Source organism: Saccharopolyspora rectivirgula DSM 43747, assembly GCF_000497205.1.
Taxonomy (GTDB): domain Bacteria; phylum Actinomycetota; class Actinomycetes; order Mycobacteriales; family Pseudonocardiaceae; genus Saccharopolyspora; species Saccharopolyspora rectivirgula.
The window spans coordinates 58,704-83,827 of record NZ_AYJW01000002.1; the positions used below are offsets into that span (position 1 = coordinate 58,704).

Genomic DNA, 25,124 nt, shown 5'->3' on the forward strand with positions numbered 1-25,124 from the left:
CGTGACGGCGCCAAGACCGTCGTTGACTCCCCTTGACCTCTCGAACGAGCCTAACTGCCACCTCCGACAGCCGTGCGGACACCGATGACGCCATTCAGGTGCTTGCCTGATGTCACATGTAGCGTCATAGTGACGTCATGGATTTGACGCCGTACATCAGCCAACTCCGCGACGACCTCACATCAGCCGCCTCGGTGGGCGACGAGCACACCCGGCAGATGGCCGCGGTCCTCGCCAGCGCGATCGAACCGGCCGCCCGGCTGGCGATCATGAACGCCCTGTCCGACCTGGCCGCCGAAATCACCACCCAACTCGACGGACCGGTCGTCGACCTGCGCCTGGACGGCAGGGACGTCCAAGTCGTGGTCAACGACGCCACCACCAGCAGAACCGAAGACACCACCAACGAACCCCCACCCCCGCCGCCGCACTCCGAAGGCGGCGACATCAGCCGCATCACCCTGCGCCTCCTGGACGAGATCAAATCCCAAGCCGAGAAAGCCGCCGCCTCCCAAGGCGTCTCCCTCAACACCTGGGTCGCCCAAGCGGTGCAAGGCGCGCTGCACGGCAGCCGCGGTCGCGGACCGTGGGACCACGGGCGCGGGCGGTGGCGCGGCGAACCCGGCGCCCGCATCCACGGCTGGGTCCAGTCCTAGAAGGCGGTGAGCTCCAGTGGCATTCGACCCGAACGGCCCGGCGCAGCCCGGCGACTTCCAAGAGACCAGCAACGAACTGATCCGCACCCAGGAGTTCAGCACTCCTGAACCGGTGAGCCTGGACATCTCCAACATCCTGGGCCCGGTCACCGTCCGGCTCACCGACACCGCCACCACCCGCATCGAGGTCCGGCACGACCCCACCTCCGGCGGCCCGGACTGGCGCGGTGGACTGTCCAACCTGCTCAGTTGGGTCAGCGAACAATTCGGCGAAAGCGGCCTGCGCGCCGCCTGGGACAACGGGCGCAGCACCAAAGCCCCCATCAGCGAAGCGGTCCGGCAAACCCGGGTGACCATGACCGGCAACCGACTGGTCGTCCGCACCCCCAACATGGGGCCGCTGCGCAGCATCCCGCTGGCCATCGAAGTGCACGCACCGGAGAACTCCGAAGTGGGGATCCACATCGGCTCCGGCGAAGCCACCGTCACCGGCACCGCGCTGCGGGCCAACATCCAATCCGGATCCGGCACGGTTTCGGTCGAGCGGACCGCGGAACGCGCCACCATCCGCTCCGGCGCCGGACCGATCCGGCTGGGCACCGTCACCTCCGGGGTGCACGCCCGCAGCAGCAGCGGCGACATCGAAATCACCAACCTCACCGGCCCCTCCACAGTGGTCACCGGCAGCGGCAACGTGTGGTTGGGCAGCGTGGACGGCAACCTGCTCGTCCGCTCCGGCAGCGGCAGCCTCACCGTCGCCGAAGCCCGCAGCGGACAACTGGAGCTGATCACCGGCAGCGGCGACGTGCAGATCACCCTGCAACGCGACCGCACGGCCGAAGTGGACCTGACCTCGGCCACCGGGACGGTCGCCAGCGACCTCGACGTCTCCGAGCAGGCGCCGGAACGCGAACCCGAGATGCGGATCCACGCGCGCACCGGCACCGGCAGCGCCCTGCTCACCTCGGCCAGCTGAAACCACGCCGGCCCGCCCGCGGCTACCGCACCGCGGCCCGCAGCGGGCCGGCCAGATCACCGTTGTCCGCCACCAGCACGTCCTCCAACTCCAGCCAATCCGCCATCTCCCGCAACGCCCCGGCGAGCTCCGCGGCAACCGCCGCCTCCGGCTGCCCCGGCTCGACGAAAGCCCCTCGCACCACCAGCGCCCCGGCTGCCCGGTCCGCCTTCAGATCCACCCGGGCCACCAGCCGGTCGTTCCACAAGAACGGGAAGACGTAGTAGCCGTACTGGCGCTCGCGCTGCGGCACGTAGATCTCCAACCGGTAGCGGAACCCGAACAACCGCTCGACACGAGACCGCTCCCAGATGAGCGGGTCGAACGGGCACAGCAACGCCCGCACCGCCACCTCGCGGGGCGCCGAGGCCGAGCGGTGCAGGTACGCCCGCTGCCGCCACCCCCGCACCGCCACCGGCTCCAACACCCCGGCCGACACCAGGTCCTCGACAGCCGCGCGGCACTGCTGCACGCCCAACCGGTAGTAGTCCCGCAGATCCGCCTCGGTGGCCACCCCCAGCGCCCGCGCCGACCGCTCGACCAGCTCGCGCACCGCCTCCTGCTCGTCCGGCTCCCGCGCCAGCACCGCAGCCGGCAGCACCCGCTCCGGCAAGTCGTAGAGCCGCTCGAAGTTCCGCCGCGCACCGGTGGTCAACTCCCCCGTGGCGAACAGCAGCTCGCACACCCGCTTGGTGCGGCTGCGGTCCCACCACGGGCCCCGCTGGCCCGGGCGGTCCGCCCCGAGCTCCCGCTCCACGGTCCCGGCCCCCACCGGGCCCAGCTCCTTGACCGCGGCCAGCACGTCAGCGACGAACTGGGGGTCCTGCTCCAGCAGCTCCCTGCCGCGGCGCCGCCACGCACCCCCCGCAATCCCGCATCCGCCAGCGCAGCAGCGGCCAGTCGGCGACCGGAAGCAGGCACGCCTCGTGCGCCCAGTACTCGACGAGCATCCGGGGCCGGGCCGGGGTGGGCTCCCACGCGACCGCGTCGAGCAGCTGCCGCGAGTACGGCCCCAACCGGCTGAACAGCGGCACGTAGTGCGCCCGCACCGCCACGTTGACCGAATCCAACTGCAGCAACCTGATCCGGGACAGCACCCGGGACAACTGCCGACGACCCGAACCGGCCCCGGGACGACCACCGGTGAACCCCTGCGCCCGCAGCACCACGCGGCGGGCCTCGGCAGGACTGATCGTTCGCACGCACCGCATGCTGCCACCCCGCCCCGACATCCACCGGCGAACCGCTCCCGGTGCAGGCCCGAACACGCTAGGTTGGCGGCATGGCCGAAGCCGCTGTCCGCCCCGCAACACCAGGTGACGCCGCCGAGATCGCCCGCATCCAGCTGAGCACCTGGCGCACCGCGTACGCGGAACTGCTGCCACCGGAAGTGCTCGACCACCTGTCCCAGCAGGAAACCGAACAGCAGTGGCAGCACACCCTCGAACACGGTCCCGCCCAAGTCGTGATCGCCACCGAAGGGCCCTGGACCGTCGGCTTCTGCGCCGCCGGCCCCGCACCCGAAGCCGAGCTCGCCGCCCCGGACGGCAGCCTGCCCACCGACGCGGCCGAAGTCGCACTGATCAGCTCCCTGCTCGTGGAACCCCGGTGGGGGCGGCGCGGGCACGGCGGCAGACTGCTGGCCACCGCGGCGAACCTGCAAACCCTGCGGGGCGCCACCCGGGGGATCGCGTGGGTGCCGGTCGCCGACACCGCCTCGCTGTCGTTCTTCCGCAGCGCCGGCTGGGAACCCGACGGCACCGTCCGCACCCTCGACGCCGGCGGTCGCCCACTGCGGGAAATGCGGTTGAGCGGATCCCTCGAATTCCAGCTGAAGTAGCTACCTGACCAAGAAAACAACACGCCCGGCTGTTACGCTCCGGCCAGTTCGGAAGCCAACCCGGAGAATCCATTGATCACGGCAATCGGGCTGTTGGCGACCGCGCTGGGGCTCTCCCTGGTTTCGGCCGTGATACCGCTGCTCAGCATCGAATTGTTCGCGGTCGGCCTGGTCGTGAGCGACCAGCCGGTGGCGTGGTGGGCGTTGGCGCTGGTCATCGCGATGGGCCAGATCGCCGGGAAACTGCTGCACTACTACGCCGGCCGCGGGGCCATCCAACTGCCCTCGCTGCTGCGCCGCAGCACCGAGATGTCCGGGCGTCGACGCCGCTACCAGGAGAAACTCGCCCGGTTCCGGCAGGTGTGCCAACAGCGCCGGTGGTGGGCCCGGGGCGTGCTGCTGACCAGCGCGACCGCCAGCCTGCCGCCGTTCGCCGCGGTGTCCGCCGCCGCCGGCCTGGCCAAGGTGCCGCTGGTGAGCTTCCTGGTCATCGGTTTCGTCGGGCGGCTTTTCCGATTCGGATCGCTCACCTTCGCCCCGGAATTCGCCACCCACGTTTTTTGAAAAATCATTTCCCGGTATTCGGAAAATGATGGATCAAGAATTCTCGGCGCGCTCCAATTCGATGGCCCGGCGCATCGCTTTCCGCCCGCGATTGCGGTCGCCCGCCAAGTCGTAGGCCTGGGCCAGGGCGAACCAGCGCCGCCAGTTCTGCGGATCGGCTTCCAGCTCCGCCTGCTTCTCGTCGAACCAGGCGTCCGCCGCCTCGCGCTCCACCCGCCCGGAAGGCCGCCTCGGCAAGTGCGACACGTCCGGCAGCTCGCCTTCCTCGGCCAGCCGCCGGGCCAACCGCTCGGTGTGGGCGCCGAACCGCAACTGGTCGACCACCAGCAAGGCCCCCAGCACCGGGAACACCAGGATCGCCAAGCCGAGCCCGACGAAGACCGGGTTCCCGGAGACGATCATCGTCACCGCGCGGCCGGCCATGAGCACCAGGTACACCGCCAGCACCGCGGCGACCACGAACGCCGCGGTGCGCGGACCGGTCAGCTTGCGGCGAGCACCGTCGTCACGGCCCACGTCACAGCCCCAGCAACGCGTCGAGCCCCACCGTCAGCCCCGGGCGGGAACCGACTTCCCGCACCGACAGCAGCACACCCGGCATGAAGGAGCGCCGGTCGTAGGAGTCGTGCCGGATGGTCAGCGACTCGCCCTCCGTGCCGAACAGCACCTCCTGGTGGGCCACCAGCCCGGACATCCGCACCGAGTGCACCCGGACCCCGTCGATGTCAGCGCCCCGCGCGCCGTCCACCTCCTTGGTGGTGGCGTCCGGCGCCGGGCCCAACCCGGCCTGCTCGCGCGCCCCGGCGACCAGCTGCGCGGTGCGGGCAGCGGTCCCCGAAGGGGCGTCGGCCTTCTTCGGGTGGTGCAGCTCCACGACCTCGACGGACTCGTAGAACTTCGCCGCCAGCTCCGCGAACTTCATCGACAGCACGGCGCCGATGGCGAAGTTCGGCACCACCAGCACCCCGGTGGACGGGTCCTCGCCCAGCCAGGAGCGCACCTCCGCAAGCCGGTCCTCGGTCATGCCGCTGGTGCCCACCACCACGTGGATGCCGTTGTCCACGCAGAACCGGACGTTGTCCATCACCGAGTCGGGGTGGGTCAGGTCCACCGCCACCTGCGCCCCGTTGTCGACCAGCGCGGAAAGGTCGTCCCCGCGGTTGATCTCGGCGACGAGTTCGGTGTCCGGCGCCTCGCCGATCGCCCGCACCGCCTCGGAACCCATCCGTCCGCGAGCGCCCAGCACTGCAACCTTGATCGGCGAGCTCATGACAACCCTTCGTTCCAACTCGGCTTGACTTCCCGGGCGTGCCGGCTCACACACCCGCCGGCAGATCTTGAAGGTCAGCATACGGACCCACCACCGCGGTGGTGAGCGGGCGCCGCAACAACTCACTCGCGAGGTCAGCCACATCCTCGACGGTGACCTCGTCGATGCGCTCCAGCGTCTGCTCCACGCTGAAGTGCCGCCCGTAGTTCAGCTCCGTCTTGCCGATGCGGCTCATCCGCGACGCGCTGTCCTCCAGCCCCAGCACCAGGCCGCCGCGCAACTGGCCGCGGCCCCGCTCCACCTCTTCCTCGGTGAGCCCGTGCTCCGCGACCTCGGTGAGGATCCCGCGCACCACCTCGGCGACCTCGCCCAGCCGATCCGGAGCGCACCCCGCGTACACCGAGAACGTGCCGGTCCCCGCGTAAGACGCGGCGGTCGAGTACACCGAGTAGGCCAGCCCGCGCTGCTCCCGGACCTCCTGGAACAACCGCGAGCTCATCCCGCCTCCCAGCGCGGCGTTGAGCACGCCCAGCGTGAACCGGCGCTCGTCGTAGCGGTCCAGCCCGCGGCAGCCGACCAGCAGGTGCGCCTGCTCGGTGTCGGCACGGCGCAGCGCCAGCAGCTCCTGCCTGGGCAACCGGACCCGCCCGCTGCGCGGCGGCTCGGGCCGCACCTGCCCGGACAGCCGGTCCTTGAGGGCCTTGCGCACCAGCCGCACCACCGCCTGGTGCTCGGCGTTGCCCGCCACCGCCAGCACCATCTTCGGCATCACGTAGTGGCTGCGGTAGAAGCCGTGCACCCGGGAGCGGGTCATGTTGGCGATGGACTCCTCGGTGCCCAGGATCGACCGCCCCAGCGGGTGGTCGCCCAGCACCGCGCTGCTGAACAGCTCGAACAGCAGGTCCTCCGGGTCGTCGTCGCGCATCGCGATCTCTTCCAGCACCACGTTGCGCTCGACGTCCACATCGGCGTCCGTGTTCACCGCGCGGAACACCACGTCGCACAGCACGTCCACCGCCAACGGCAGATCGCTGTCCAGCACGTGCGCGTAGTAGCAGGTGTACTCCTTGGTGGTGAAGGCGTTGAGCTCACCACCCACCGCGTCCATCTCCTGGGCGATCTGCGCCGCGGAGCGGTTGGTCGTCCCCTTGAACAGCAAGTGCTCCAGGTAGTGCGCCGCACCGGCCTGCTTCGGCGACTCGTCCCGGGAACCGACCCCGACCCAGATGCCGACCGCGGCCGACCGCACCCCGGGGATCGGCTCGGTCACCACCCGGAGACCACCGGGCAGCACGGTGCGCCGCACCGTCTCACCCCCGCTGGTGCGACCGAGGACCTGCGTGGTTCCCGGCCGCTGCAAGTACCCGGCACGTGCTTGATTTCTGGTCATATCCCTTCGCAGTCCGTCAGCGGAAGAACACGAGCCCATCATGGGCCTGGCCAAATGATGCGGCCCGCTCCACGGGAACTGGAGCGGGCCGCACCTCGGATCAGCAGCTTAGTTCAGACCGGCCACCTCAAGACCGGGACTTCGACGCCCCCGACTTGCCGGCGCCCTTCTTCTCTTCCTTCTTGCCCTTCTCCGAAGGCTTCTCGCCCTTCTCCGAGGACTTCTCGCCCTCTTCGTCGACCGGGACCAAGCTGATCTTGCCGCGGCTGTCGATGTCCGCGATCTCCACGCGCAGCTTGTCGCCGACGTTGACCACGTCCTCGACCTTGCCGATGCGCTTGCCGTTGCCCAGCTTGGAGATGTGCACCAGGCCGTCCTTGCCGGGCAGCAGGGAGACGAACGCCCCGAACGCGGCGGTCTTGACCACGGTGCCGAGGAACCGCTCGCCCACCTTCGGCAACTGCGGGTTGGCGATGGCGTTGATCTTCTCGATCGCCGCTTCGGCCGACGGGCCGTCGGCAGCACCGACGTAGATGGTGCCGTCGTCCTCGATGGTGATCTCCGCCCCGGTCTCCTCGGTGATCGAGTTGATCATCTTGCCCTTGGGGCCGATCACCTCACCGATCTTGTCCACCGGGATGTTGATCGAGGTGACCCGCGGCGCGTGCGGGCTCATCTCGTCCGGCGAGCCGATGGCCTCGGCCATCACGTCGAGAATGGTCAGCCGGGCGTCCCGGGCCTGGCTGAGCGCCTGCGCCAGCACCTCGGACGGGATGCCGTCCAGCTTGGTGTCCAGCTGCAGCGCGGTCACGAAGTCCTTGGTGCCGGCGACCTTGAAGTCCATGTCGCCGTAGGCGTCCTCGGCGCCGAGGATGTCGGTCAACGCCACGTAGTGGGTCTTGCCGTCGATCTCGGCCGACACCAGGCCCATCGCGATCCCCGCGACCGGGGCCTTCAGCGGCACACCCGCGTTGAGCAGCGAAAGCGTGGAAGCGCAGACCGAGCCCATCGAGGTGGAGCCGTTCGACCCGATGGCCTCCGACACCTGCCGGATCGCGTACGGGAACTCCTCGCGCGAAGGCAGCACCGGGACCAGCGCCCGCTCGGCCAGAGCACCGTGCCCGATCTCGCGGCGCTTCGGGCTGCCCACCCGGCCGGTCTCACCGGTCGAGTACGGCGGGAAGTTGTAGTGGTGCATGTAGCGCTTGGTCGTCTCCGGCGACAGCGAGTCGATCGTCTGCTCCAACCGGAGCATGTTCAGCGTGGAAACCCCCAGGATCTGGGTTTCCCCCCGCTCGAACAGGGCCGAACCGTGCGCCCGGGGGACCACCCCGACCTCGGCCGACAGCCGGCGGATGTCGGTGACGCCGCGGCCGTCGATGCGCACCTGGTCGCGGATGATCCGCTCGCGGACCAGCTTCTTGGTCAGCGCCCGGAAAGCACCGGCGATCTCCTTCTCGCGGCCCTCGAACTCCTCGCCCTCGCCGATGCCGACTTCTTCGACGACCTTGGCCTTGATCTCGTCGAGCCGCTCTTCGCGCTCCTGCTTGCCGGCGATCTTCAGCGCCTCGGCCAGGTCCGCGGCCGCGATGCGCTCCACCGCCTCGTAGGCGTCCTGCTCGTACGCCGGGAACAGCGGGTACTCGGCGGTCGACTTGCCGGCGGTCTGGGCCAGGCGCTGCTGCGCCTCGCACAGCGCCCGGATGAACGGCTTGGCCGCCTCCAGGCCCTCCGCCACGACTTCCTCGGTGGGCGCCTGCGCACCGTTCTTCACCAGTTCGACGGTGTGCTCGGTGCCTTCGGCCTCCACCATCATGATCGCGATGTCGTCACCCACGATGCGGCCGGCGACGACCATGTTGAACACCGCGCGCTGCAGCTGGTCGTAGGTGGGGAAAGCGACCCACTGGCCGTCGATCAGCGCCATGCGGGTGCCGCCGATCGGCCCCGAGTACGGCAGGCCGGACAGCTGGGTGGAAGCCGAAGCGGCGTTGATCGCCAGCACGTCGTAGTAGTCGTTCGGCGCCAGGCTCAGCACCGTGACCACGATCTGCACCTCGTTGCGCAACCCGTCGGCGAAGGACGGGCGCAGCGGCCGGTCGATCAACCGGCAGGTCAGGATCGCGTCGGTGGACGGGCGGCCTTCCCGGCGGAAGAACGAACCCGGGATGCGGCCCGCGGCGTACATCCGCTCTTCGACGTCCACCGTCAGCGGGAAGAAGTCGAACTGCTCCTTGGGCTGCTTGGACGCGGTGGTGGCGGACAGCACCATCGTCTCGTCGTCCAGGTAGGCGACCGTGCTGCCGGCCGCCTGCTTGGCCAGTCGCCCGGTTTCGAACCGGACGGTGCGTTTGCCGAACGCACCGTTGTCCAGCACGGCCGTGGTTTCGTACACGCCCTCGTCGATTTGGTCGGTCAAGATTGACTCCTCGTTCTCGCGAGGCCCACGGCAAGTACGGGGTCGTCGGTCCGAACGAGGCCGGCCATCGATCGAAGCCCACGGGGGCGAACCCCCCGTAAGCCACTACCGAGGACCGGCGGACGCCTGTCCCGTTACCGTGAGCGCTCTTCAGTTGGTGACGGCGCGGCGCGCCGTCCGGTTAGACATCGAGGGGAGCGGCACGAGCCGCTCCCCTCGGTTCGTCAACGACGCAGACCGAGCCGCTGGATCAGCGACCGGTAGCGCTCGATGTCCACCTTCTGCAGGTAGTTCAGCAGGCGGCGGCGACGGCCCACCATCAGCAGCAGACCACGACGGGAGTGGTGGTCCTGCTTGTGCTGCTTGAGGTGCTCGGTCAGCCCGATGATCCGCTTGGTCAGCAGCGCGACCTGGGCCTCGGGCGAGCCGGTGTCCTTCTCGTGCAGGCCGTACTCAGCCAGGATCTGCTTCTTCTCAGCAGTGGACAAAGCCACGGTTGACTCTCCTTGTCGCTGTCCCGTGTCAACTCCGCCTGCGGCAAGCAGGGAATCGTCGTACGACGACCTCCGGCCACCACGGACTGCAGCCGGACTCACAGTCAGCATAACAGCAAGGAATCGCCATCCGGCCTAACCTGACGCCCGGCGCGGCAGCGCCACCCGGTGCACCGTCCGGTGGATCGGGCCGCCCCGGCGCAGCTCGCTGCTCATCACCGCGAGGTGCTCGGGCTCCCACCACGGGCCCGCGTAGTCGGCGAACAACCCGGTCAGCCGCGCCCGGTCCAGCCGGCCGCCCAACCACCGGGCGATGGTCAGGTGCGCCTCGTAGCCCCGCGCGTCACCACCGGCCGCCCCCACCAGCTGCCGCAACGCGGTCTCATCGGCCTCCTCCGCCGGCTGCACCCCGATCCACAGCACCCCGCGGAACGTCCCGGCCCCGGCCAACCGCAGCCGAGGCGCGGACACCCCCGGCAGAGCGGCCACCCGGCTCTCCACCTGCTCGGTCGTGGCCTGCAGATCGGCGTCGTCGCCGTGGAAGCACAAGGTCAAGTGCCAGCGGTCCGGGGAGATGAACCGGAACTTGCGCAACCCCCCGGTCGCCGCCGCCAGGTCTTCCTGGTCGACCGCGCGCACCGCGCGGTCCAGGTGCCGCAGCGCGTCCTCGACCGGCCACAGCGCGGTGAACAGCCGCATATGCCACCTCCCGGGAACTCCGGCGCGGGCCACGCAGCCGATTCTGCCCGTCGAGCGCGCTACTTCACGTCGCCGTTGGCGGCCCGCCGCAACAACTCGGCCAGCGCCGGGTAACGGGATTTGATCATGGCGGCCGCCCCTTCCAGCTCACTGGGCTTGGCCACCTTGCGCAGCACCGGCCAGGCCGCCTCCTCCCCGCTGGGCTCCCGCCTCTGGTGCACCACCGGCAGGTCGTCCCGCCCCAGCAGCGGCCGGGACGTGCGCACGTCCTCCAAGGCCTCTTTGATCGCCTCTTCCTCGCCGGCCGCCACCCCGGGGATCAGGACCTTGCGCTCCAGCATGACCAAGCGCGCCAGCACGGCGGGATTGCCGATCTTCGCCCGGCGCCCGCTCATCACCTGGCTGAGCATCGGTGCGCTGATGCCCAGCACGTCGGCCAGCTGCGCTTGGGAGATGCGGAAGGCAACGACCAGACGGCGCACCCGGTCCCCCAGCGGTTCGCCGTACCACTGCCGTTGCAGCGCCAGGTTCCGCTGGACGTTGCTGCTCTCCGCCACCTTCGCTCCCCCGGTGCCCTCTCGCTCCTCCGCCTCGGGTTCGCCGAGACCATTTCGAATACTGCCAGGCCACCGCTGTCGAACGGACCGAAATGTGAAAATTTTTGGACCCAAGGTGAGCCAGCACGACGCCCAGCCGTCAGCCGAGCAGCACCACCGACGCCCTGCTCACCGATCGACGCCCAGCACCCGGCGGGTCTCCGCGACGTCCCGGTGCATCTGCTCGATCAGCGCCTCGACGCTGCTGAAGCGCTCCATCCCCCGCAGCCGCTGCACGAAGTCCAACGCCACGTGCTCGCCGTAGAAATCGGCATCGGTGACGTCCAGCACGTACGCCTCGACGGTGCGCTCGGTGCCCGAGAACGTCGGGTTGCTCCCCACCGACACCGCCGCCGGATAGGTCGTGCCCGGCAGCTCCGAGTTCTGCCGGCGGTGCGTGAACCAGCAGGCGTAAACCCCGTCGGCCGGGATGGCCGCGTGCTCCGGGGTGGACAAGTTCGCGGTCGGGAAACCCAGCTCCTTGCCGCCGCGGCCGGCACCCCGCACCACGATGCCCTCCAAGCGGTGGAACCGGCCGAGCGCCGAGGCGGCCGCGCCCACGTCCCCGGCGTCGATGCAGGAGCGGACGTAGGTGGAGGAGAAGGTCACCGACGTCTCGGTCGGGTCACCGGCGCGCCGCACCGGGCCGGACACCAGCGCGTCCGAGGAGACCTCGAAGCCGAACCGCTCCCCCAGCTTGGTCAGCAGGTCGATGTTGCCCGCCGCCTTGTAGCCGAAGGTGAAGTTCTCCCCGACCACCACCTCGGCCGCGTGCAACCGCTCCACCAGGAACTCGTGCACGAACTCCTCGGCCGGGATCCGCGACACCTCGCGGGTGAACGGCAGCACGCAGAAGACGTCCACGCCGAGCTGCTCGACCAGCTCCGCCCGCCGGCGCAGAGTGGTCAGCTGCGCCGGGTGGCTACCCGGTCGGACTACCTCGGACGGGTGCGGATCGAAGGTCATCAACACGCACGGCAGGTTGCGCCGCCGCGCCTGCTGGACCGCGTGGTTGATCAACTGCTGGTGCCCTCTGTGCACACCATCGAAGACACCGATGGTGACCACGCACCGTCCCCAACCACCGGGAATCTGCTCGAGTCCGCGCCAACGCTGCACGGACAGCAGCGTACTTCCCCGGCCTCGACCGCGTTGCCGCACCCGCTCCCGGCGCGGCGGGATCAGGCTGGAGTGATCACGAACACCGGCTTGGCGTACCGGCCCTCGTCCCGCACCAGAGCGACCGCGCGACCGCTGGGGTCGAACATGCCGTACACCCCGTCCACGCCGGCCGCCGGCACCCGCTGGCCGTGCGCCAGCGCACGCGCGGTGCGCAACCCGACGTCCCGCCGCGGGAACGCGGCCTCCACCGCCTCGTCCATGCTCATCGACAGCTGCGGCTCCTCCTCCAGCTGCTCCAGCGTGCGGGCCTCGGCCAAGCCGAACGGCCCCACCCGGGTGCGCCGCAACGCCACCAGGTGGCCGCCCACCTGCAGGCGCTCCCCCAGATCCCGGGCCAGCGCCCGGACGTAGGTGCCCGACGAGCACTCCACGAGCACGTCCAGCTCGGTCGCCTCCGGCAACCGGCGCACCGCCAGCACGTCGAACCGCTCCACCGTCACCGGCCGCGGCTGCAGCTCCACCGACTCGCCGGAGCGCACCAGCTCGTAAGCCCGGCGCCCGTTCACCTTCACCGCGCTGACCGCGCTGGGCACCTGCATGATGTCCCCGGTCAACGTGCTGACCGCGGACCGGATGGCGTCCTCCTCCACCTCGGAGGCGTCCGCGCGCGACACCACTTCGCCTTCGGCGTCGTCGGTCGTGGTCGCCTCACCGAGCCGGATCGTGGCCAAGTACGCCTTGGTGTCCAGCGCCAGATGACCGAGCAGCTTCGTCGCCCGCTCGATCCCCAGCACCAGCACCCCGGTGGCCATCGGATCCAGCGTTCCCGCGTGCCCCACCCGACGGGTGCCCATGATCCGGCGCATCCGGGCGACCACGTCGTGCGAGGTCATCCCCGAAGGCTTGTCGACCACCACCAGACCTGGCGGGAGCGCGGACCGCTTCTTCTGCGAAACTCGGGACTGCTGCTCAGACACGGCCTTCCATCATCCAAGACGTCACGGACACAACGGCTCCCAGGCGCACCAGGAGGTTCACGTGGCACTACGGCCGATCAGGAAGTTCGGTGACCCGGTACTGCGGATGGTCGCCGAGCCGGTCACCGCGTTCGACGACCGGCTGCGCACCATCGTCAAAGACCTACTGGACACCGTAGACGCCCCCGGACGAGCCGGAGTGGCGGCCCCGCAGATCGGCGTGAGCATCCGGGCGTTCAGCTACAACATCGACGGGGAGAAGGGCTACGTGCTCAACCCCGAGATCGCCGAGCTCTCCGAAGAGCAGCAGGACGGCGAGGAAGCCTGCCTGTCCCTGCCCGGGCTCAGCTTCCCCACCCCGCGCGCCAACTACGCGGTGGTCAAAGGCGTCGACCTGAACAACGACCCCATCACCGTCTCCGGGCACGGCCTGATGGCCCGCTGCCTGCAGCACGAGACCGACCACCTCAACGGGATGGTCTACATCCAGCGGCTGCCCGCCGACGCGCGCCGCGAAGCGTTCCGCCAAGTCCGCCAGCAGGACTGGTTCTGGAACTGATCACGCCTTCGCCGGTTCCGCACCCACCACGGCCCACCGGCCCGAGCGGACCCGCAGCACCACGCTCACCAGGCGGAGCAGCATGAACAGCGACAGCCCCGTCCAAATGCCGCTCAGCCCCAAACCGAACGCTAGCGAGAGCCAGATCAGCGGCAGGTAGCCCACCAGCGCGCTGAGCATCGTCGCCGTGCGCAGGAACGCCGCGTCCCCGGCCCCGAGCAGCACGCCGTCCACCGCGAACACCACCCCGGCCACCGGCTGCAGCACCACGAAGAACCACCAGGCCTTCGGGACCTCGGCGAGCACCGCCGCATCGGTGGTGAACAGCGCGGGCAGCGGCCCCGCCAGCGCCGCGAACAGCACGCCCAGCACCACCCCGAACACCAGCCCGTAGCCGGTGATCTGCTTGGCGATCGCCTTGGCCGAAGCCTCCCGCCCCGCGCCCAGCGCAGCCCCCACCAGCGACTGCGCGGCGATCGCCAGCGAATCCAGCACCAGCGCCAGGAACGACCACAACTGCCACACCACCTGGTGGGCAGCGGCGGACTCCGCACCGATCCGCGCGGCCACCGAGGTGGCGGACACGAAGCACACCTGGAACGCCAAGCTCCGCAGCACCAGGTCCCGGCCCATGCCCAGCTGGGCGCGCATCCGGCTCGGATCCGGCCGCACACCGACCCGCTCCACCACCAGGGCGCGCACGAACAAGCTCGCCGCGATGCTCTGGCCCACCAAGTTCGCCAGCGCCGAGCCCTCCATGCCCAGGCCCGCGGGATAGACCAGCACCGGGCACAGCACCGCGGAGATCCCGTTGCCCACCAGCACGTAGCGCAGGGGTCGAACGGTGTCCTGCACGCCGCGCATCCAGCCGTTGCCGGCCATGGTGATCAACACCATCGGCGCCCCGCACAGCGCGATGCGAAGCCACGACACGGCCGCGTCCGCGACCGGGCCGCCCCCGGCCAGGCCGTTGGCCACCGGCGCGGCCACCAGCTGTCCGACGAGCGCGACCACCAGGCCGACCGCCACGGCCAACCACGTCGCCTGCACCCCTTCGGCCACCGCACCGGCGCGGTCGCCACTGCCGTGCAGCCGCGCGGCGCGCGCCGTGGTGCCGTAGCTGAGGAACGTCAACTGGGTGGTGACCAGGGAGAACAACGTCCCGGCCAGGGCCAGCCCGGCCAACGGGACCGCACCGAGATGGCCGACCACGGCGGTGTCCACCAGCACGTAAAGCGGCTCGGCCGCCAGCACCCCCAAAGCCGGGACCGCAAGCCCCAGCACCTTGCGGGCCGGTACCCGTTCACCCTGCTCCGACACACCAGCTCCCGTCACCACGGCAGGCAAGGACTCGAAGAACGACTCGCCCGGGCACAGCACCAACCGGGCAGATCACGACAACAACGGCGCCGTCTCCAACGCGGCCCGGAGCCGCTGCAAGACCTCCTCGGCAGATCCGGTGGCGGAAAACCCGGAGGCGAGCCGGTGGCCGCCACCACCGCACGCCACCGCCGCTCGACCCACGTCCAGCCGGCTGTTCGCCCGCAGCGACACCGCCCACGTCCGCGGCGCGGTCTCCTTGAGCACCGCGGCCACCTCAGCTTCCGCAGCGGTGCGCACGAGGTCAATCACACCGTCGAGGTCCTCGCTGCTCAACCCGGCCGAATCAGCCAACCGGACGGTCGCGTGCACCAGACCCAGGCCCCGGGCCGCGGCCGGCTCCAGCTGCGCCTCCGCCAACACCGCCGACAGCATCCGCAACCAGCGGAACGGGTGGGCGTCCATCAGCTGCCGCGCTGTGCCCGCCGGGTCCACCCCCGCTTCCAGCAGCCGCGCCGCGACCCGGTGCGTCTGCGCGCTCGCGTGCCGGAACGAGCGGGTGTCGGTGACCAGACCGGCGTACAGGCAGCGGGCGATCGGCAGGTCGACTTCCACGCCGAGCTCGTCCAGCAGGTCGAGCACGAGCCGAACGGTCGCCTCCGCCCCCCGGTCCACCACGTTCAACGTGCCGAACGAGGTGTTCGACGCGTGGTGGTCGAGCACGATCACGTCCCCGCCGGCCTCAGCGGTGGCCGACACCCGGTCCGCCAGCTTCCCGAGCCGCTCCGGGCAGTCGCAATCGCACACCACCAGCGCCTCCGGCACCCGCGGCACGTCCTCGGGACGCACGACGAGGCCTTCCGGGTCGAACCCGCGCAGGGAGCGCGGCAGCTCCGCCGGTTCGCCGAAGGAGACCCGCGCGGAACACCCGCGGCGCCGCAACCCCATCGCCAACGCCAACGCGCTGCCGAGCGCATCGGCGTCCGGGTTGACGTGGCCGAGCACCGCGACATCGGTGGCGGTGGACAGCCGGCGGGCCGCCGCAGCGACGTCCGCGGTCAAACGATCCCGATCGGCGTCCTCACCGGATGGGCCGTCCACCGGCGTCACCTCCAAGACCGGTCTGGGCCACTTGAACCATCAACCCCAACCCACCGGAAGCGGATCCGGAGGTCAAGCCCTGTGTGGCCCACCGCGCAACTCGGATCCGTCCTCTTCATCGGCGTCGGACGAGTCCGAGGCGGGCTCCTGGTCCCCCTCCTCCGGCACCCGGTAGGGCTGCGGATCCCCGGCCGGCTGGGCGTTGGACGCCAGCCGAGCCACCTCGGCATCGGCCTCCCGGGCCTTGGCCAGCAGCTCCTCCACCCGGCGTGCCTGGTCCGGCACGGTGTCCGGGACGAAGGTCAGCGTCGGGGTGAACCGCACCCCGGTCTGCTGGCCCACCATCGACCGCAGGAAACCGGTCACCCGGGACAGCGCCGCAGCGGTGGACGACTGATCCGCTTCGTCACCGAACACGGTGTAGTAGACCGTTGCGTCCCGCAGGTCCGGGGTCACCTTCGCCCCGGTGATGGTGACCATCGCCAACCTCGGGTCCTTGACCTGGTGCTCCAGGCCAGTGGCGACGATCTGGGCAATGCGCTTGGCAAGCCTGCGGGCGCGCGCCGTATCAGCCACGGCGCACCTCCTTCAACGACATCAGTCCTCCGGACCCAGCATTCGGTGCCGAGCCGAGAGCAGTTCCAATTCAGGGCGCCCGGCAACCAGACGTTCACAAGCCTCGAGCACCTGGCGGACGTGCCCGGCATCCCCGGACACCGCCGCAACCCCCAGCAGCGCACGCCGATAGAGGTCCTGGTCACCGGCCTCCGCGGCTGCGACGTCGAACCGCCGCCGCAGCTCGGAGAGCACCGGACGGATGACGCCCCGCTTCTGCTTCAGCGAGCGGACATCACCCAGCAGAACGTCCAGTTCGAGCGCACCGACATACATAGTGTTCTCCACCGCGCAGTGGACCGCGTGACGGGGCCGCCGGTAGACGGCCCCGTCAGCGGGCGAGTCACGTGCGCGGCTTCTCGCGCATCTCGTAGGTCTCGATGACGTCCCCGGTCTTGATGTCGTTGTACGACCCGAGCGTCAGACCGCACTCGAAACCGTCGCGCACCTCGGTGGCATCGTCCTTGAACCGCTTCAGCGAAGCGATGGTGAGGTCCTCGGCGATGACCACGTTGTCGCGCAACAGACGCGCCTTGGCGTTCCGCCGCATGATCCCCTCGGTGACCAGGCAGCCGGCGATGGTGCCGACCTTCGAGGACTTGAAGGTCTCGCGGACCTCCGCCTTGCCGAGCGCGACTTCCTCGTACTCGGGCTTGAGCATGCCCTTGAGGGCCTGCTCGATGTCCTCGATCGCCCGGTAGATCACCGAGTAGTACCGGATCTCCACGCCCTCGCGGTTGGCAACCTCGGATGCCTTGTTGTCCGCTCGGACGTTGAAGCCCAGCACGATGGTGTTCTCGGCGGTCGCCAGGTTGATGTCGCTTTCGGTGATGCCGCCGACACCGCGGTGGATCACCCGCAGCTCGACCTCGTCGCTGACCTCGATCTTGGTCAACGAGTCCTCGAGGGCTTCGACCGTACCGGCGTTGTCGCCCTTGATGATCAGGTTGAGCTGGTTGGTGTCCTTGAGGGCCTTGTCCAGGTCCTCCAGGCTGACGCGCTTGCGCTTGGCCGCGTTCTGGGCCTCGCGCATCCGCGCCCCGCGGCGGTCCGCGATCTGCCGGGCCACCCGGTCCTCACCGACCACCAGGAAGGTGTCGCCAGCACCCGGCACCGAGGTGAACCCGATGACCTGCACCGGCTTCGACGGCGGGGCCTCCTGGAGGTCCTCGTCGTTCTCGTTGATCATCCGGCGCACTCGGCCGTAGGCGTCACCGGCGACCACCGAGTCACCGATGCGCAGCGTGCCGCGCTGCACCAGCACGGTCGCCACCGGGCCGCGGCCGCGGTCCAGGTGCGCCTCGATGGCGACGCCCTGGGCCGGCATGTTCGGGTTCGCCCGCAGGTCGAGCGTGGCGTCCGCGGTGAGCAGGATCGCCTCCAGCAGGCCCTCGATGTTCCGGCCCTGCTTGGCGGAGATGTCGACGAACATCGTGTCGCCGCCGTACTCCTCCGCGACCAGGCCGTACTCGGTCAGCTGCTGGCGGATCTTGTCGGGGTTGGCCCCCTCCAAGTCGATCTTGTTGACCGCCACCACGATCGGCACACCAGCCGCCTGGGCGTGGTTGATCGCCTCCACCGTCTGCGGCATCACGCCGTCGTCTGCCGCCACCACCAGCACGGCGATGTCGGTCGACTTCGCACCACGGGCACGCATCGCGGTGAACGCCTCGTGACCCGGGGTGTCGATGAAGGTGATCTGCCGTTCCTCGCCCTCGAGCTGGGTGGTCACCTGGTAAGCACCGATGTGCTGGGTGATGCCACCGGCCTCGGAGGCCTGGACGTTGCTCTTGCGGATGGTGTCCAGCAGTCGGGTCTTGCCGTGGTCGACGTGACCCATGACGGTCACCACCGGCGGCCGCGGCTTCAGCTCCTCGTCGGAGCTGTTCGGGTCGCCCAGGTGCACGTCGAAGGACTCCAGCAGCTCCCGGTCCTCGTCCTCCGGGCTGACGATCTCGACCTTGTAGTTCATCTCCTGGCCGAGCAGCTCGAGGACCTCGTCGGAAACCGACTGGGTCGCGGTCACCATCTCGCCGAGGTGGAACATCGCCTGCACCAGCGAAGCCGGGTTGGCGTTGATCTTCTCGGCGAAGTCGGACAGCGAAGCACCACGGCGCAGGCGCACGGTCTCGCCGTTGCCGCGCGGCAGGCGAACACCGCCCACCGACGGCGCCTGCATGTTCTCCATGTACTCCTGGCGCTTCTGCCGCTTCGACTTGCGGCTCCGCTTGGACGGACCGCCAGGCCGCCCGAAGGCACCGGCAGTGCCGCCACGTCCCGGACGGCCACCGCCACCCGGACGTCCGCGGAAACCGCCACCGCCACCGGGGCCGCCGCGGAAACCGCCGCCGCCACCCGGACGGCCACCGCCGCCGGGACGGCCGCCACCGCGACCACCGCCACGGCCACCGCCGCCGCCACCGCTGGCAGCACCGCTGCGCGGCGGGCGAGGCGGCATCATGCCCGGGTTCGGGCGAGGCGGCATCATGCCCGGGTTCGGACGCGGAGCGCCTTCCCGGGAACCACCAGCGGTGCCCGCGCCCTGGCCACCGCGCTGCTGGCCCTGCTGGCGACCAGGACCCTGGCCACCGCGCTGCTGGCCGGGCCGCGGCGCCCGCTGCGGGGAACCGCTGCCCACGCCGAACGGGTTGTTGCCGACCCGCGGCGGACGCGGACCAGGCCTGGGCGCTTGGGGCTTGGGCGGGACAACACCGGACTCGCCGGGGCGGCTGCCCGGCTTGGGACCCGGCTTCGGGCCGGGCTTGGGACCGGGCTTGGGACCGGGCTTGGGAGCTTCGGCAGCCGGCGTCGACTCAGCCGGCTTGCTCGTCGGCTGAGGACCCGGCTTCGGTCCTGGTTTCGGGCCCGGCTTCGGACCGGGCTTGGGAGCTTGCGCCGCCGGCGCTTCGGGCTTCGGGCCCGGCTTGGGACCGGGCTTGGGGCCAGCCTTGGCGCCCTTGGCCGGCTGAGCGCCGTCGCCATCCTTGCTCTCCGCCGACTTGGCGAATGCGTCACGCAGTCGGCGCGCCACCGGGGCCTCCACGGTGGAGGACGCCGACTTGACGTACTCGCCCTGCTCGGCGAGCTTGTTCAATACTTCCTTGCTGGTTACACCGAGCTCTTTCGCGAGCTCATGCACGCGGGCCTTGCCTGCCACTGCTCTCCTCGTCTGGGTGAGGCCGGGCGGCAGTCCCGCTCGACCTCGTCCTATCGCCGATGCGCGTTCATGGCTTCAGCTTCACGGCTGATTCATGACGGGTCGACCTGCTTTCCTTCTACTGCCTGGCGTGGGACGGATCCCACGTCGGTCTCCTTGTGAGCCCTTCGCTGCTGGGCAGCCAGGTAGTCATGCACAGCCGATAAATCGAGCTTCCCCGCCACGCGCAAGGCGCGCGGAAAAGCCCGACGCCGCTCTGCAGAACGAAGGCAACCGAGATCCGGGTGGAGCCAAGCTCCCCGTCCCGGCAGCCTGCGTCGCGGATCAGGAACGGCGACGGGACCAGCCCGACCGACCTCGGCCACTACACGAAGTAGCTCGAGGGACGACGTCCGGACCCGACAGCCCACGCAGGTACGAACCGGCCCTCGACTCTCGCCTCGGTCACCGGACATACGTGTGTGGATTGCCGCTCCCTCCGTCGAACCTCCTGTGATTCTAACCCGAGAACTTACTCAGCCGAACCCACGGTCGGCAGCCCGCCGACGGCCGGGTCGAGCCCTGCCGCCGAGCTGGGCTCCTGGTTCGGAGCCTGGCCCGCCGACGTGGTGGGCGAGTCGGGGTCCGCATCGCTGCGGATGTCGATCCGCCACCCAGTCAACCGTGCAGCTAGCCGAGCGTTCTGTCCTTCTTTACCAATTGCCAGCGAAAGCTGGAAGTCCGGGACCACGACGCGCGCGGCCTTGGCGCGCTCGTCGACGATTTCCACGGAAACCACCTTCGCCGGGGACAGCGCGTTCCCGACGAACGTCGCCGGATCGTCCGAGTAGTCGATGATGTCGATTTTCTCACCACCGAGCTCACTCATCACGTTGCGCACCCGGGCCCCCATCGGGCCGATGCACGCACCCTTGGCGTTCACCCCGGGAAGCGTGGACCGGACCGCGATCTTGGAGCGGTGCCCCGCCTCCCGAGCGACCGCCGGGATCTCCACCGTACCGTCCGCGATTTCCGGGACCTCCAGGGCGAACAGCCGGCGGACGAGATTCGGGTGGGTGCGCGAGAGGGTGATCTGCGTTCCCTTCGCACCCCGGGAAACGCCCACGACGTAGCACTTAATCCGGGTGCCGTGCTCGTACTTCTCCCCCGGCACCTGCTCAGCGGCCGGAATCACACCTTCGCTGTCACCGAACTGGACGACAACCATGCCCCGGGCGTTGGCCCGCGCGTCCCGCTGGATGACACCACCGAGGATCTCGCCCTCCTTGGTGGAGAACTCGCCGTAGGTGCGCTCGTGCTCTGCGTCGCGGAGCCGCTGGAGGATGACCTGCCGCGCAGTCGTCGCCGCGATGCGCCCGAACCCCTCCGGGGTGTCGTCCCACTCTTCCTCGATGCTGCCGTCGGGCGCCAGGGTGTGGGCGATCACTCGCACCACACCGGTCTTGCGGTCCACCTCCACCCGGGCATGCGGCTGATGCCCCTCGGTGTGGCGGTAAGCGGTGAGCAGCGCGGATTCAATCGCTTCCAGGACCGTTTCGAACGGGATGTCCTTGTCGCGCTCAATCGCCCGCAGCGCCGCGATGTCGACGTTCACCTCGACTCCTCCGTGTTTCCCCGGTCGTCCCCCTGCTGGGAAACGCCGCCCGCAGCCCGCTCGAGCTTGGCCAGTTCCTCCGCCGGCGGCTGCCGGAACTCCACCTCCACAACCGCACGCTCGATTTCACGGTAGGTCAACCGGCGCAGCTTGCCGTCGACCAGCACCGTGACACCTTCATCATCGGCCTCGCCGACCCGCGCCACCAACTTCGCCCCGTCGGCGAGCCGGATCTTGACCAACCGATAGCGAGCCCGGCGCCAATGGCGTACCCGGGTCAGCGGCCTGTCCACCCCGGGTGAGGTGACCTCCAGCGTGTACGGACCGGCCAGCACGTGCTCGTGGGCATCCAACACCGCCGAAACGGCACGACTGACGTCGGAAATCTGATCGAGCTCAACGCCCTCGTCGGAATCGATGACCACCTTGACCAGCCGACGGCGGCCGGCCTGCTGAACCTCGAACTCCTCCAGATCAAAGCCCGCGTCCGCCACCGCTTCGGCTACGACGGGCTCCAGCTGCGCGGTAACCGCTCCACTAGGCGGGCTGGACACGTTGGGCTCCCCATTTCCGTTATCTGGTTCAGACCACGGCGCTGCGGGAGGGCACCCGCACCGACGTCTGTCCGTACCGAATCGCTCAACTTACACCGACCAGCGCCGGAGCGCTGTCCGCGGTCGCCCAGGGTAGCGCGTCCGGCTGCGAGCCACTCCGCCCTGGGACCCAAACGATCGGCGGATTGACAGCCACCGTCGCCGACCGGGCCCGAAGTGATCTCCGCGGCGGATCGCTGGCAGGATAGGACGACGTGGAGACCCACTCACGAGCCCAATTCGGGTTTTCTCGCCGAGCAGTGCTCCGCCTGTTCACGGCGCTCCCCCTGCTCGCCGCCGGCGCAGCGGCCTGCAGCTCCGGCGATCAGTCCCCCGATCCGCTGCTGTCCCTGGCCAAGTCCGCCAAGGCCGACGCCAAGCTGGCCCGAGCCGTCGGCAAGGCCTACCCCGGCTTGGCGGGAACCGCCGAGGAGATCGCCAACGCCCGCGAACAGCACGCCGAAGCCCTGCAGCGGGAAATCGAGCGGGTGAACCCCCCGGACCCGGACGCCGGGCCGTCCGTTCCGGAACCCCCCGACCAGCAGGCCCCGAGGTCGGCTTCGGCCGCCGCGGACGCCCTGCGCGAAGCCCTCCGGGCCAGCCAGGGAACCGCCGCGAAGCTGGTCGCCGAACTACCGCCCTACCGGGCCGGTCTGACCGGCTCGATCTCCGCGAGCTGCGCGTGCCTTCTGGAGGTCCTCGGTGAGTGAGCTGTCCGAAACCGAAACCGACGCGCTGCGGGACGCCATCAGCGCCGAGCACGCCGCCGTGTGGGTCTACGGCTTCGCCACCGCGTTCACCAGTTCCAGCGTGCGTTCCGCCGTCGTCGAGGCCGCCGAGGAGCACGCCCGGCAGCGCGACAACGCCCAACGGGTCCTCCAGGACGCCGGGCAGCGGCCCCCTGCCGCGCAACCGGCCTACGACATCGACCAGGAGGTCACCGACGAGAAGTCCGCGATCCAGCTGCTGGTGACCGCCGAGCAGGACTGCCAGACCGGGTGGCGCTCGGTGCTGGAGAACAGCGAGAACGCCGAGCTGCGGCGGCTCGCGCTCACCGGGCTCACCGATTCCGCCACCCGCTGCACCCGCTGGCGGATCACGGCCGGCCAGCGGCCGGCCGCACCCGTCTTCCCCGGTCGGCCTTGATCAGCGCGGTGGCAGCTGGTCGCGCTCCTGCGGCCAACCGAGCTTGAGCGCCTCCTTGGTGATGTCCACCAGCTGCGGATCCTTCTCCGGGGTCTTCTTGTCGTAGTAGGCCGAATCCCCGATCACCACCAGCCTGCCCTGCTGGTCCGAGGCGTACGCCTTGTCGTTCAACCTGGGCAGGCCCTCGGTGCCGAGGTTGTTGTCGTCCACCAGGTCGCGGACGTTGCCGGTGTTGTCCTGGGTGGCCAGCTGGTTGAGCTGCTGGGCGCTCTGCTCGTCCGGCATCAGCACGGTGATCACCGAGGTCAGCACCCGCTCCCCGGTGGGGGTGAGCGTGCTGTACAGCGCCCGGGACAGGTGCTCGCACTCGTGCTCTTCGAAGTACTCGGCGATCTTGTCGCTGGACACCCGCTGGCAGCCCTGCACACCCCCTTCCACCCGCATCACCTGGTTGAAGGTGTACTTCAGCTCCGGCTGACCGGGCTCCTCCGGCGGTTCCTCCGGAGCCGGCTTGATCGCCAGCCACAGCAGGCCGGAAACGACCGAGATCGCCACCAGGCCCAGGCCGCGGAGCAGCCATCCGGTCGGGGAGAGCTTCCCCGGACCGGTCCCGGAACCACCGGCGAACCCGGGAGGGGTTTCCTGCCGGGGCGGCGGCTGCGCCGGTACCGCGTCGAACTGGCGGGTGCCCGGCGACTGGAACTGCCGGGTTCCCGGCGACTGCTGGGTGTCCGGCGGCGCGAAGGCGGGGCGGGTCTTCTCCTCGTCCGGCCCCGGAGCGCGCTCCGATTGGATGAGGGAGTTGTCCCGGCGCAGCGGTGTGGTTTTACGCTGCGCATTCGAATATGACCCCGTCACATCTTCTGGGGCACCGTGTGGGTCTGGCACGAACACCAACCGTATCGCTTGTGCATAACAGGACGAACAACTCGGAGCGGACTAGGTGAGCGTTCCTCCCAAGGCCCGCACCGCTCGCGCCACATCATCGCGAGTGTTGTACAGGTGAAACGAGAGCCGCGCCCGGCCCGCCCGAGCGGAACAGGCAATTCCCGCCTTGGTGAGATTGGTCACAGCGTCTGGTCGGTCGACCGAGACGATGGCCGACCCCGCCGGCGGCATCCCCAGCGCGGTGCGGAACTCGTCGGCCAACCCGACGCAGTGCCGGGAGATCTCAGCGATGTCCTGCCCGGCCAGCCACTCCATCGAGACCGCCGCCCCCACGTGGGAGAACCACACCGGGGACAGGTCGTACCGGCGTGCCGAGCCGGCCAAGCTCAGCGGCAGCCCGTAGATGGTGTCCATGGGCTCCTCCCCCGCGAACCAGTTGGCGACGACCGGGCGCAGCGGCGCATCCGGCCGCACCGCCAACCACGCGGCCCCGCGCGGAGCCAGCAGCCACTTGTAGCTGGCGCAGACCACCCAGTCGGCCCAGGACAGCTCCAACGGCAGCCACCCGGCGGCCTGCGTCACGTCCAGCAGCACCCGGACGTGGTGGCGCTCGGCCGCCTCCCGCAGCGCGGCCAGGTCGACCAGGCGCCCGGAGCCGGACTGGACCGCGCTGACCGCGACGACGTCGTGCCCACCGGCCCGCTCCGGGAGCTCCTCCAGCGGGACCTCGGTCACGCGCACTCCCCGGTCCTGCTGCGCGGCGAAGGGGAAGGTGACGCTGGTGAACTCGCCCGCCGCGACGAGCACCCGAGCCCGGTCGGGGAGGCTCGACGCCACCAGCGCGACCAGCTGCGCCACGGAAGCACCGATCGCGACCCGCTCGGCGTCCACCCCGATCAGCCGGGCGAAAGCCCTGCGAGCCGTGGCGACGGGCTCCGCGAAGTCCTCGACCCGACCGATCCCGCAGCGCCAGCGCTGCACCGATTCGACCACCGCGTCCGCGGCCGCCGCGGGCGGAACCCCGATGTTCGCCGTGTTCAGGTACCCGTCCGGGACGTCGAACCAACCACCGAAAGCCTGCCGCATGGCAGGCATCGTGCCACCCGGGA

General features: G+C 70.1%; 26 protein-coding genes and 1 pseudogene. 7 read left to right on the forward strand and 20 right to left on the reverse strand.

Translation table 11 applies throughout. From position 1 onward, the window contains the following. Window positions 1-137: 137 nt before the first annotated feature. Window positions 138-656: a toxin-antitoxin system HicB family antitoxin gene (locus SREC43747_RS0101020; protein WP_029719293.1), complete on the forward strand. Its 519-nt coding sequence runs from the start codon at window positions 138-140 to the stop codon at window positions 654-656. Window positions 657-672: 16 nt separating this feature from the next. Then, window positions 673-1,632 (forward strand): DUF4097 family beta strand repeat-containing protein, encoded by a 960-nt coding sequence (locus SREC43747_RS0101025; RefSeq protein ID WP_051387501.1) that lies wholly within the window; start codon window positions 673-675, stop codon window positions 1,630-1,632. A 22-nt stretch (window positions 1,633-1,654) separates the two neighbouring features. On the opposite strand, the pseudogene SREC43747_RS19495 reads toward SREC43747_RS0101025, so the two are convergent. After that, window positions 1,655-2,882: pseudogene (locus SREC43747_RS19495) on the reverse strand (winged helix-turn-helix domain-containing protein). Window positions 2,883-2,953: 71 nt separating this feature from the next. Here SREC43747_RS19495 and SREC43747_RS0101035 point away from each other — a divergent pair. Next, a complete protein-coding gene (locus tag SREC43747_RS0101035) occupies window positions 2,954-3,511 on the forward strand; it encodes a GNAT family N-acetyltransferase (RefSeq protein WP_029719295.1) in 558 nt (185 codons plus the stop codon). Window positions 3,512-3,583: 72 nt separating this feature from the next. Then, window positions 3,584-4,075, forward strand: coding sequence for a VTT domain-containing protein (locus SREC43747_RS0101040; RefSeq protein WP_029719296.1), 492 nt, complete (start codon window positions 3,584-3,586; stop codon window positions 4,073-4,075). 33 nt (window positions 4,076-4,108) lie between these two features. Here SREC43747_RS0101040 and SREC43747_RS0101045 read toward each other — a convergent pair whose 3' ends face one another. The 9 genes from SREC43747_RS0101045 to truB all read right to left on the reverse strand — a co-directional run bounded on the left by SREC43747_RS0101045 (window position 4,109) and on the right by truB (window position 13,042). After that, window positions 4,109-4,591, reverse strand: a complete 483-nt coding sequence (locus SREC43747_RS0101045; protein ID WP_037331119.1) for a hypothetical protein — start codon at window positions 4,589-4,591, stop codon at window positions 4,109-4,111. A gap of 1 nt (window position 4,592) precedes the next feature. Next, window positions 4,593-5,345 carry a 4-hydroxy-tetrahydrodipicolinate reductase gene (dapB, locus tag SREC43747_RS0101050; protein ID WP_029719298.1) on the reverse strand — a complete coding sequence of 251 codons (753 nt, stop codon included), beginning with the start codon at window positions 5,343-5,345 and terminating at the stop codon, window positions 4,593-4,595. Window positions 5,346-5,391: 46 nt separating this feature from the next. Continuing rightward, window positions 5,392-6,735, reverse strand: a complete 1,344-nt coding sequence (locus SREC43747_RS0101055) for a M16 family metallopeptidase (RefSeq protein ID WP_029719299.1) — start codon at window positions 6,733-6,735, stop codon at window positions 5,392-5,394. A gap of 127 nt (window positions 6,736-6,862) precedes the next feature. Continuing rightward, complete coding sequence (locus SREC43747_RS0101060; RefSeq protein ID WP_051387503.1) at window positions 6,863-9,154, reverse strand: polyribonucleotide nucleotidyltransferase; 2,292 nt, start codon at window positions 9,152-9,154, stop codon at window positions 6,863-6,865. 224 nt (window positions 9,155-9,378) lie between these two features. Further along, on the reverse strand, window positions 9,379-9,648 hold the full coding sequence (rpsO, locus tag SREC43747_RS0101065; protein ID WP_029719301.1) for a 30S ribosomal protein S15: 270 nt from the start codon (window positions 9,646-9,648) through the stop codon (window positions 9,379-9,381). Window positions 9,649-9,783: 135 nt separating this feature from the next. Continuing rightward, complete coding sequence (locus SREC43747_RS0101070; RefSeq protein ID WP_029719302.1) at window positions 9,784-10,347, reverse strand: 2'-5' RNA ligase family protein; 564 nt, start codon at window positions 10,345-10,347, stop codon at window positions 9,784-9,786. 59 nt (window positions 10,348-10,406) lie between these two features. Then, entirely contained in the window at window positions 10,407-10,904 is a 498-nt protein-coding gene (locus SREC43747_RS0101075) for a helix-turn-helix domain-containing protein (protein ID WP_029719303.1), read from the reverse strand. A 168-nt stretch (window positions 10,905-11,072) separates the two neighbouring features. Then, the gene (locus SREC43747_RS0101080; RefSeq protein ID WP_081722363.1) at window positions 11,073-12,062 is read right to left on the reverse strand and encodes a bifunctional riboflavin kinase/FAD synthetase; all 990 of its coding nucleotides are present in this window, start codon (window positions 12,060-12,062) and stop codon (window positions 11,073-11,075) included. Window positions 12,063-12,124: 62 nt separating this feature from the next. Continuing rightward, the gene (gene truB / locus SREC43747_RS0101085; RefSeq protein ID WP_029719305.1) at window positions 12,125-13,042 is read right to left on the reverse strand and encodes a tRNA pseudouridine(55) synthase TruB; all 918 of its coding nucleotides are present in this window, start codon (window positions 13,040-13,042) and stop codon (window positions 12,125-12,127) included. Window positions 13,043-13,103: 61 nt separating this feature from the next. Between truB and def the strand changes: the two genes are divergently transcribed. Then, window positions 13,104-13,601 (forward strand): peptide deformylase, encoded by a 498-nt coding sequence (gene def / locus SREC43747_RS0101090; protein ID WP_029719306.1) that lies wholly within the window; start codon window positions 13,104-13,106, stop codon window positions 13,599-13,601. Here the strand turns inward: def and SREC43747_RS0101095 are convergent, their stop codons facing one another. The 8 genes from SREC43747_RS0101095 to rimP form a co-directional block, all read right to left on the reverse strand. Further along, a complete protein-coding gene (locus SREC43747_RS0101095; RefSeq protein ID WP_029719307.1) occupies window positions 13,602-14,921 on the reverse strand; it encodes an MATE family efflux transporter in 1,320 nt (439 codons plus the stop codon). Between the two features lie 72 nt (window positions 14,922-14,993). Next, window positions 14,994-16,022: a DHH family phosphoesterase gene (locus SREC43747_RS0101100; protein ID WP_236622953.1), complete on the reverse strand. Its 1,029-nt coding sequence runs from the start codon at window positions 16,020-16,022 to the stop codon at window positions 14,994-14,996. Between the two features lie 72 nt (window positions 16,023-16,094). Then, window positions 16,095-16,598, reverse strand: a complete 504-nt coding sequence (gene rbfA / locus SREC43747_RS0101105; RefSeq protein WP_029719309.1) for a 30S ribosome-binding factor RbfA — start codon at window positions 16,596-16,598, stop codon at window positions 16,095-16,097. Window positions 16,599-16,619: 21 nt separating this feature from the next. Beyond that, the gene (locus tag SREC43747_RS0101110; RefSeq protein ID WP_029719310.1) at window positions 16,620-16,913 is read right to left on the reverse strand and encodes a DUF503 domain-containing protein; all 294 of its coding nucleotides are present in this window, start codon (window positions 16,911-16,913) and stop codon (window positions 16,620-16,622) included. Window positions 16,914-16,980: 67 nt separating this feature from the next. After that, on the reverse strand, window positions 16,981-19,794 hold the full coding sequence (gene infB, locus SREC43747_RS0101115) for a translation initiation factor IF-2 (protein ID WP_029719311.1): 2,814 nt from the start codon (window positions 19,792-19,794) through the stop codon (window positions 16,981-16,983). Window positions 19,795-19,886: 92 nt separating this feature from the next. Further along, on the reverse strand, window positions 19,887-20,249 hold the full coding sequence (locus SREC43747_RS20430; protein WP_081722364.1) for a YlxR family protein: 363 nt from the start codon (window positions 20,247-20,249) through the stop codon (window positions 19,887-19,889). Window positions 20,250-20,305: 56 nt separating this feature from the next. Then, window positions 20,306-21,388, reverse strand: coding sequence for a transcription termination factor NusA (gene nusA, locus SREC43747_RS0101120; protein ID WP_029719312.1), 1,083 nt, complete (start codon window positions 21,386-21,388; stop codon window positions 20,306-20,308). After that, window positions 21,385-21,942, reverse strand: a complete 558-nt coding sequence (gene rimP, locus SREC43747_RS0101125) for a ribosome maturation factor RimP (protein WP_029719313.1) — start codon at window positions 21,940-21,942, stop codon at window positions 21,385-21,387. The genes nusA and rimP overlap by 4 nt, the downstream gene beginning before the upstream one ends. Window positions 21,943-22,241: 299 nt before the next feature. On the opposite strand from rimP, the gene SREC43747_RS0101130 reads away from it, so the two are divergent. Together SREC43747_RS0101130 and SREC43747_RS0101135 are read left to right on the forward strand one after the other, a co-directional pair. Continuing rightward, complete coding sequence (locus SREC43747_RS0101130; RefSeq protein ID WP_236622954.1) at window positions 22,242-22,691, forward strand: ferritin family protein; 450 nt, start codon at window positions 22,242-22,244, stop codon at window positions 22,689-22,691. Further along, on the forward strand, window positions 22,684-23,127 hold the full coding sequence (locus SREC43747_RS0101135) for a ferritin-like domain-containing protein (protein WP_029719315.1): 444 nt from the start codon (window positions 22,684-22,686) through the stop codon (window positions 23,125-23,127). The genes SREC43747_RS0101130 and SREC43747_RS0101135 overlap by 8 nt, the downstream gene beginning before the upstream one ends. Here SREC43747_RS0101135 and SREC43747_RS19500 read toward each other — a convergent pair whose 3' ends face one another. Together SREC43747_RS19500 and SREC43747_RS0101145 are read right to left on the reverse strand one after the other, a co-directional pair. Further along, complete coding sequence (locus SREC43747_RS19500; RefSeq protein ID WP_236622955.1) at window positions 23,128-23,985, reverse strand: hypothetical protein; 858 nt, start codon at window positions 23,983-23,985, stop codon at window positions 23,128-23,130. Window positions 23,986-24,066: 81 nt separating this feature from the next. Next, window positions 24,067-25,101 (reverse strand): aminotransferase class V-fold PLP-dependent enzyme, encoded by a 1,035-nt coding sequence (locus SREC43747_RS0101145; RefSeq protein WP_029719317.1) that lies wholly within the window; start codon window positions 25,099-25,101, stop codon window positions 24,067-24,069. Window positions 25,102-25,124 lie beyond the last annotated feature (23 nt).